The following is a 7,143-nucleotide window of genomic DNA, read 5'->3' as shown; positions in this document are numbered from 1 at the left end:
GTCTTTAGTAGTTGCCTCATCTTCGTGTCCCATTTGTTCTGGAACATACTGCCAAGGGTCGTACCCGTGTTTGTAGCAGAAGTCAACGAGATTGGTCGCGAATGTGTGTCTCAGCGCATGGAAGGTCAACTTGAGAAAGTTGGGTTTGGTCACAAAGTGTAGATGCGGGTCTTTGGCGTGAAGTTCGGATATCACGCTCTCGATTTTTGTGCTAGCTAAGATTCTTGCTGACTTGAAAATATTAGAGGCGTGTCCTTCGAATAATGAAGCGCCATTCCTCCTGCAAATCAACGATCCATTCGCAATATTATCCGTCCTGCGTCGACCCTCCATGAAGGCCTTGATCTTTTTGAGAGCTTTAGGAGGGCAGTCAACCTGCCGGAGCTTATCTCCCTTCCCGATAATAGGCAGTGTTATGGTCTTATCACCGCTCTGCTCCGCCAGAGCAATGCGTCTCCTCAAATCAGCCGTTTGCAGATTTCGCGGATCGGTGACTTCGGCACAGCGAAGTCCACAATAGTATCCGAGGTGAAGAACCAGCTCGTCCCGCTCCTTTTCGAAAGGGGATTTGGCTTTGATGTTGCCCAGCAGACTGCTGAGGATGTCTTTCTGGATGTACTTACTGAAGAGGTCAAAGTTGACTTTTTTCTTGCCGTCCCCTTGAACCTTCTGCTCCGTCGAAAGGTACAGGTAGGTGAAGGATGCCGGAGCATCGAGCATCCCAATCTGCCAGGCGTGTGCATAGAATGCTTTGAGGGTGGAAATGTGGCGCTCGATTGTCTTGTCAGTGCACGATTTGGTCGTTTTCAAGTGGCCGTACAGATAGCCTGACATGTCGAGATCTGTGAGGCGTCTCCAATCTTGCTCATGAACGCGCAGGGCTTCGAAGAAGCCTCGAAGGTCATATGCACAGGAGCGGATGGAGTTGGGTAGCTGCCCATCTTGGGCTAGGTGTATTAGATAAAGACTTGGGGCTGGGACGATGCTCTCTTCTGTGATCGGCCCATCCTCGAGAACGGCATAGGTATTGAGGGGGCCGCCTGACCAAGCGATGTCTTTCACAAATTTTATCTTCATCGCATTGCACCCATAGCCCCGAAGCAAGAGTTGCTTCATAAAGCTAAGCTAATCAGCAGCTTATGGTGCTGTCAACGTGCGTAGAAGAGCGTGTCAACGTTTCCCTAAAAGCGGTTCTCTCTCGGATAAACCTCGCCGATGCTCGGCACCAGGTTGTGCAGGTCCGCCTCGGCGCGCTTGAACACATCATCGTGACGCGTACAGTTTTTGCGCCCGCCGGCTTGCCAGCACTGGCGCTGATGTCCGATCTGCCAGGCCGGGACGATATGTTCCCATTCGATGCGTGCGGCACGGTTGGCATTTTTGCGCGGTACGTAACCGCAGGCTTTCAAATCGACCCGGTTGCCGGTGTATTTGCAGCCACAGTAGAACTCCGTGGATTGCGGGGCGTAGAGCTTCCAGGCGACTTTCTTGGCCTCGCTGAAGGTTCGAGGCGCCTGTGCGTGGGCTGTAACGGCAAAAAACAGGCAAAAAACAGCAATAAAACGGCCACTCATTGAATCAATCTTCCTTCGGCACAACCCAGAAAATCTGCACGCCACCGTCATCCCGGTAGGCGAGGGTGACGTTGTCGTTCTCCGCAATCTCCTCCAGCAAGCGCGCCCATTCCTCCTCAGGCTCATCCGGCAAGCGAAAGATCAAGGCAGCCTTGGCTTTCTGGGCATTGGTCGAATTGATGATTTTTTGCACGCGAACGGCAAGGCGTGCGTACGCGTCAGGGGTTGGCGCTGCGGAAGAGGACGTTGCCACGGAGTATTCCTTAGTGTGCTGTACGGGCATACAGTATTTAACTGTTACGATTTTCGCAACTGCTTAAAATTCAGGAGGTTTGTCTGGCAGCGTTTTCAGCGAGGTGATTGAGCGCGGGGAGTTGTATCGAGGTGTAAGAGGAGAGGTAGAAGCGGGTGAACCCGCCTCTACCCGTGTTACCGGGGATCAGTATTCCCAGAACATCCGTTGCAGCTCTTTGCTGTCCTGGGTCTTGGTCAGGGCAACCATCGCCAGAATCCGGGCTTTTTGTGGGTTCAGGTCATGTGCGGCGACCCAGTCGTACTTGTCGTCAGGCTGTTCGGCATTGCGCAGAACGAAACCACCGGCATTCACGTGGGAAGAACGAATGATCTGCACACCTTGCTTGCGCAGTTCCTGCAGGGCAGGCACCACCTTGGAAGACACCGAACCGTTGCCGGTACCGGCATGGATGATGGCTTTGGCGCCGGCCTGGGCCAGGGCTTTGACAGCCGTGTCGCTCACGTTGCCGTAGCCGTAGGCGATTTCAACGTCCGGCAGGCTCTTGATGGTCTTGATGTCGAATTCGGAATCCATGGTGTGACGCTTGGCAGGCAAGCGGAACCAGTAGGATTTGCCTTCAACCACCATGCCCAGCGGGCCCCATGGGCTCTTGAACGCTTCAGTCTTGATGTTGATCATTTTGCTCACGTCGCGACCCGATTGGATCTCGTCGTTCATGGTCACCAGCACGCCCTTGCCGCGTGCGTCTTTGCTACCGGCAACGGCTACGGCGTTGTACAGGTTGAGCATGCCGTCCGCCGACATGGCGGTGCCCGGGCGCATGGAACCGACCACCACGATTGGCTTGTCGGTTTTTTCCACCAGGTTGAGGAAGTAAGCGGTTTCTTCCAGGGTGTCGGTGCCGTGGGTGATCACGATACCGTCCACGTCCTTGCTGTCGGCCAGTTCGGCAACACGACGGCCCAGTTGCAGCAGGTTTTCGTTGTTGATGCTTTCGGACGCAATTTGCATCACTTGTTCGCCGCGTACGTTGGCGATCTGACTAAGCTCAGGAACGCCGGCGATCAGTTGTTCGATGCCGACTTTGGCCGCCTGGTACGTGGCACTGTTGGCCGCACTGGCGCCGGCGCCAGCAATGGTGCCGCCGGTGGCGAGGATCACGACGTTGGACAGTTTGGTCTTGGTTTCAACTTCCTTTGCCTGGGCGGCAACGGGGAACAGCAGCAGGAGGGCGAGGGCGCCCGGAACAAAAGTCTTCAGTGCAGATTTCATTATTTTTCTCTCTGGTTTTTGATGAGTGCTGTAGCAGGTTCATCGAGAACACCCGGGCCGTTCTGAATGCCGCGAGGTGCTTGGAAAGAGCAGGATTTGTACCAAGCCCATGATGTTCGCGGTCATAAATTAACGTGTTGATTTAAAACAACTTATATTGAATTTTAAGATGAGTGGGCAGCGTGCTCGTCCGGCATTCCGAACAGCAGGGTGGTATTGCGTTCGGTTGTCCGAAAACCATGATGGAATATCAACGGTGGGTGTGGGACTTGGGCGCCATAGCCTGTCGTTTTAGACAACGACCGGGAGAAGCTGAGGTTCAATCCTGCGACCCGCAGGGTGTAAGGGAAGGTAACCGAGCGCCTGGATGAAAGACGCTTTTCACCCGTTGACAAATCTCGACAAGGTTCTCATAGTTTGAACAACGCAAACGTTTGCGAGATGTTTCGCAGTGCAAGCGTTGCTCACAATAATCATAAGATCGGAGTGAACCCATGAAGCTGCCATTTGCTGGACGTCTTCTTGCTGTCGCTGTGCTTGCCGCCGCATCCGCTGCTCTGCCCCTTTCCTCTGCCTTTGCCGATGACGCCGCCGCCAAACCCAAGGTCGGCCTGGTGATGAAGTCCCTGGCCAACGAATTTTTCGTGACCATGCAGGACGGCGCCAAGACTTATCAGAAAGAACACGCTGCCGATTTCGACATGATCACCAACGGGATCAAGAACGAAACCGACACCAGCGCGCAGATCGATATCGTCAACCAGATGATCCTCGCCAAAGTAAACGCCATCGTGATCGCGCCGGCTGACTCCAAGGCACTGGTCACCGTGTTGAAGAAAGCCTCCGATGCCGGCATCAAGGTCGTCAACATCGACAACCGCCTTGACCCGGACGTGCTCAAAAGCAAAAACCTCGATATCCCGTTCGTAGGTCCGGACAACCGCAAAGGCTCCAAGCTGGTGGGTGACTACCTGGCCAAGCAACTGAAGGCAGGTGACAAGGTCGGCATCATCGAAGGCGTGCCGACCACCACCAATGCCCAGCAGCGCACCGCAGGCTACAAGGATGCGATGGACGCGGCAGGCATGAAGATTGTTTCCACCCAATCGGGTAACTGGGAAATCGACCAGGGCCAGAAAGTGGCGTCCGCCATGCTGAGCGAATACCCGGACCTCAAGGCGCTGTTGGCGGGTAACGACAACATGGCCCTGGGCGCTGTCTCCGCCGTACGTGCGGCAGGCAAGGCCGGCAAGGTATTGGTGGTTGGCTACGACAATATCGAAGCCATCAAGCCTATGTTGCAAGACGGCCGCGTACTCGCGACCGCCGACCAGGCCGCGGCCCAGCAAGCGGTGTTCGGTATCCAGAACGCGCTCAAGCTGGTCAAGGGTGAAAAAGTCGATGCCAAAGACGGCGTGATCGAAACCCCGGTCGAACTCGTCCTCAAGAAGTAATCCTGGCAGCACCCAACAGCGCCCGCTCGTCCTGAGCGGGCGCCTGGAGATTTTCCTATGTCATCTTCCGCCCCGAACGCTGTCCTCTCGGTCAGCGGTATCGGCAAGACCTATGCCCAACCGGTACTGTCCGACATCACCCTGACGCTCAATCGCGGGGAAGTGCTGGCGCTGACCGGTGAGAATGGCGCAGGTAAAAGCACCTTGTCGAAAATCATCGGCGGGCTGGTCACGCCGACCACCGGGCACATGCAGTTCAATGGCCAGGATTACCGTCCCGGCAGCCGCACCCAGGCTGAAGAGCTGGGCGTGCGCATGGTCATGCAGGAACTCAACCTGCTGCCGACCCTGACCGTGGCCGAAAACCTGTTCCTGGACAACCTGCCCCGCAACTGTGGCTGGATCAACCGCAAGCAACTGCGTAAAGCTGCGATCGAAGCCATGGCCCAGGTCGGCCTGGATGCGATCGACCCGGACACCCTGGTGGGGACGCTGGGCATTGGCCATCAGCAGATGGTCGAGATCGCCCGCAACCTGATCGGCGACTGCCATGTACTGATCCTCGACGAACCGACCGCCATGCTCACGGCCCGTGAAGTCGAGATGCTCTTTGAACAAATCACCCGCCTGCAGGCTCGGGGCGTGGCGATCATTTATATTTCACACCGGCTTGAAGAGCTCGCCCGTGTTGCCCAGCGCATTGCAGTACTGCGTGACGGCAAGCTGGTCTGCGTCGAGCCGATGGCCAATTACAACAGTGAGCAGCTGGTGACCTTGATGGTCGGCCGCGAGCTGGGTGAGCAGATCGACCTGGGGCCACGCACCATTGGCGGCCCGGCGCTGACGGTCAAAGGCTTGACCCGCTCGGACAAGGTTCGCGATGTGTCCTTTGAGGTGCGTGCCGGTGAGATCTATGGCATTTCAGGCCTGATCGGCGCCGGCCGCACTGAATTGCTGCGTCTTATTTTCGGTGCCGACCTGGCCGACAGCGGCACCGTGGCCCTGGGTTCGCCAGCCCAAGTGGTGAGCATTCGCTCGCCGGTGGACGCAGTGGGCCATGGCATCGCGCTGATCACCGAAGACCGCAAGGGCGAAGGCCTGCTGCTGACCCAATCCATCAGCGCCAACATTGCCTTGGGCAACATGCCGGAAATCTCCGGTGGCGGCGTGGTCAACAGCCGCGACGAAACTGCCTTGGCCAAGCGCCAGATCGATGCCATGCGCATCCGCAGCTCCAGCCCGGCGCAGTTGGTGTCCGAGTTGTCGGGCGGCAACCAGCAGAAGGTCGTGATTGGCCGTTGGCTGGAGCGCGACTGCGCGGTAATGCTGTTCGATGAGCCGACTCGCGGTATCGACGTCGGCGCCAAGTTCGACATTTATGCCTTGCTCGGCGAATTGACGCGCCAGGGCAAAGCGCTGGTGGTGGTATCGAGTGACCTGCGCGAACTGATGCTGATCTGCGATCGCATCGGTGTGCTGTCTGCCGGGCGCTTGATCGAGACCTTCGAGCGCGACAGCTGGACCCAGGACGAATTGCTCGCCGCCGCCTTTGCCGGCTATCAAAAACGTGACGCGCTGCTCAACGACGCAGTGCTTAGGGAAACACCATGAAAATCACTTCTTCCCCGGGCAAAACCGGCGGCAACTTCTACGGCCTGGGCACCTACCTGGGGCTGGCCGGCGCCTTGCTCGCGATGATTGCGCTGTTCTCGGTGCTCAGCGACCACTTCCTGTCCTATGACACCTTCAGCACCCTGGCCAACCAGATCCCGGACCTGATGGTGCTGGCGGTGGGCATGACGTTCATCCTGATCATCGGCGGCATTGATCTGTCGGTGGGCTCGGTGCTGGCACTGGCCGCTTCGGCGGTCAGTGTGGCGATTCTGGGCTGGGGCTGGAGCGTGTTGCCAGCCGCATTGCTGGGCATGGGCTGCGCTGCGTTGGCGGGCACCATTACGGGTTCGATTACCGTGGCATGGCGCATTCCGTCGTTTATCGTGTCCCTTGGCGTGCTGGAAATGGCGCGTGGCGTGGCCTACCAGATGACCGGCTCGCGCACCGCCTATATCGGTGACTCCTATGCCTGGCTGTCGAACCCGGTGGCTTTCGGGATTTCGCCGTCGTTCATCATTGCCCTGTTGGTGATCATCGCCGCTCAGTTGGTGTTGACCCGTACTGTATTCGGTCGCTACCTGATCGGCATCGGCACCAACGAAGAAGCCGTGCGCCTGGCCGGCATCAACCCCAAGCCCTACAAGATCCTGGTGTTCAGCCTGATGGGCCTGCTGGCCGGGGTGGCGGCATTGTTCCAGATTTCCCGCCTGGAAGCGGCGGACCCGAATGCCGGCTCCGGCCTGGAGCTGCAAGTGATCGCCGCCGTAGTGATCGGCGGCACCAGCCTGATGGGTGGGCGCGGTTCGGTTATCAGCACCTTCTTCGGTGTGCTGATTATTTCGGTACTGGCCGCCGGCCTTGCGCAGATCGGTGCGACAGAGCCAACCAAACGCATCATTACCGGCGCCGTGATCGTGATTGCCGTGGTCCTCGACACCTACCGCAGCCAGCGCGCCAGTCGGCGGGGCTGAAC

6 protein-coding genes and 1 pseudogene are annotated in these 7,143 nt (G+C 57.7%); 3 read left to right on the top strand and 4 right to left on the bottom strand.

What is annotated here, in order from left to right; genetic code table 11:
* From GIW28_RS10095 to GIW28_RS10080, 4 genes and pseudogenes are all read right to left on the bottom strand, one after another.
* A partial coding sequence (locus GIW28_RS10095; protein ID WP_236490393.1) for a tyrosine-type recombinase/integrase occupies positions 1 to 1,062 on the bottom strand: 1,062 nt, incomplete at its 3' end.
* 122 nt (positions 1,063 to 1,184) lie between these two features.
* Positions 1,185 to 1,574, bottom strand: a pseudogene (locus tag GIW28_RS10090) (endonuclease); the annotation flags it as partial.
* 4 nt (positions 1,575 to 1,578) lie between these two features.
* Positions 1,579 to 1,827, bottom strand: a complete 249-nt coding sequence (locus GIW28_RS10085; protein ID WP_017138765.1) for a DUF1654 domain-containing protein — start codon at positions 1,825 to 1,827, stop codon at positions 1,579 to 1,581.
* 186 nt (positions 1,828 to 2,013) lie between these two features.
* Positions 2,014 to 3,102, bottom strand: a complete 1,089-nt coding sequence (locus GIW28_RS10080; RefSeq protein WP_056861272.1) for an asparaginase — start codon at positions 3,100 to 3,102, stop codon at positions 2,014 to 2,016.
* A 494-nt stretch (positions 3,103 to 3,596) separates the two neighbouring features.
* Between GIW28_RS10080 and GIW28_RS10075 the strand changes: the two genes are divergently transcribed.
* The 3 genes from GIW28_RS10075 to GIW28_RS10065 are packed head-to-tail and all read left to right on the top strand — an operon-like array spanning position 3,597 to position 7,141.
* Positions 3,597 to 4,556, top strand: coding sequence for a sugar ABC transporter substrate-binding protein (locus GIW28_RS10075; protein ID WP_236447240.1), 960 nt, complete (start codon positions 3,597 to 3,599; stop codon positions 4,554 to 4,556).
* A gap of 57 nt (positions 4,557 to 4,613) precedes the next feature.
* On the top strand, positions 4,614 to 6,167 hold the full coding sequence (locus tag GIW28_RS10070) for a sugar ABC transporter ATP-binding protein (RefSeq protein ID WP_017138768.1): 1,554 nt from the start codon (positions 4,614 to 4,616) through the stop codon (positions 6,165 to 6,167).
* Positions 6,164 to 7,141: an ABC transporter permease gene (locus GIW28_RS10065; RefSeq protein ID WP_099549914.1), complete on the top strand. Its 978-nt coding sequence runs from the start codon at positions 6,164 to 6,166 to the stop codon at positions 7,139 to 7,141. Before GIW28_RS10070 ends, GIW28_RS10065 begins: the two co-directional genes overlap by 4 nt.
* Positions 7,142 to 7,143 lie beyond the last annotated feature (2 nt).

This window comes from Pseudomonas sp. PA-5-4B (assembly GCF_021606215.1).
Taxonomy (GTDB): Bacteria; Pseudomonadota; Gammaproteobacteria; order Pseudomonadales; family Pseudomonadaceae; genus Aquipseudomonas; species Aquipseudomonas edaphica.
This window is presented reverse-complemented; position numbering and strand designations above follow the sequence as displayed.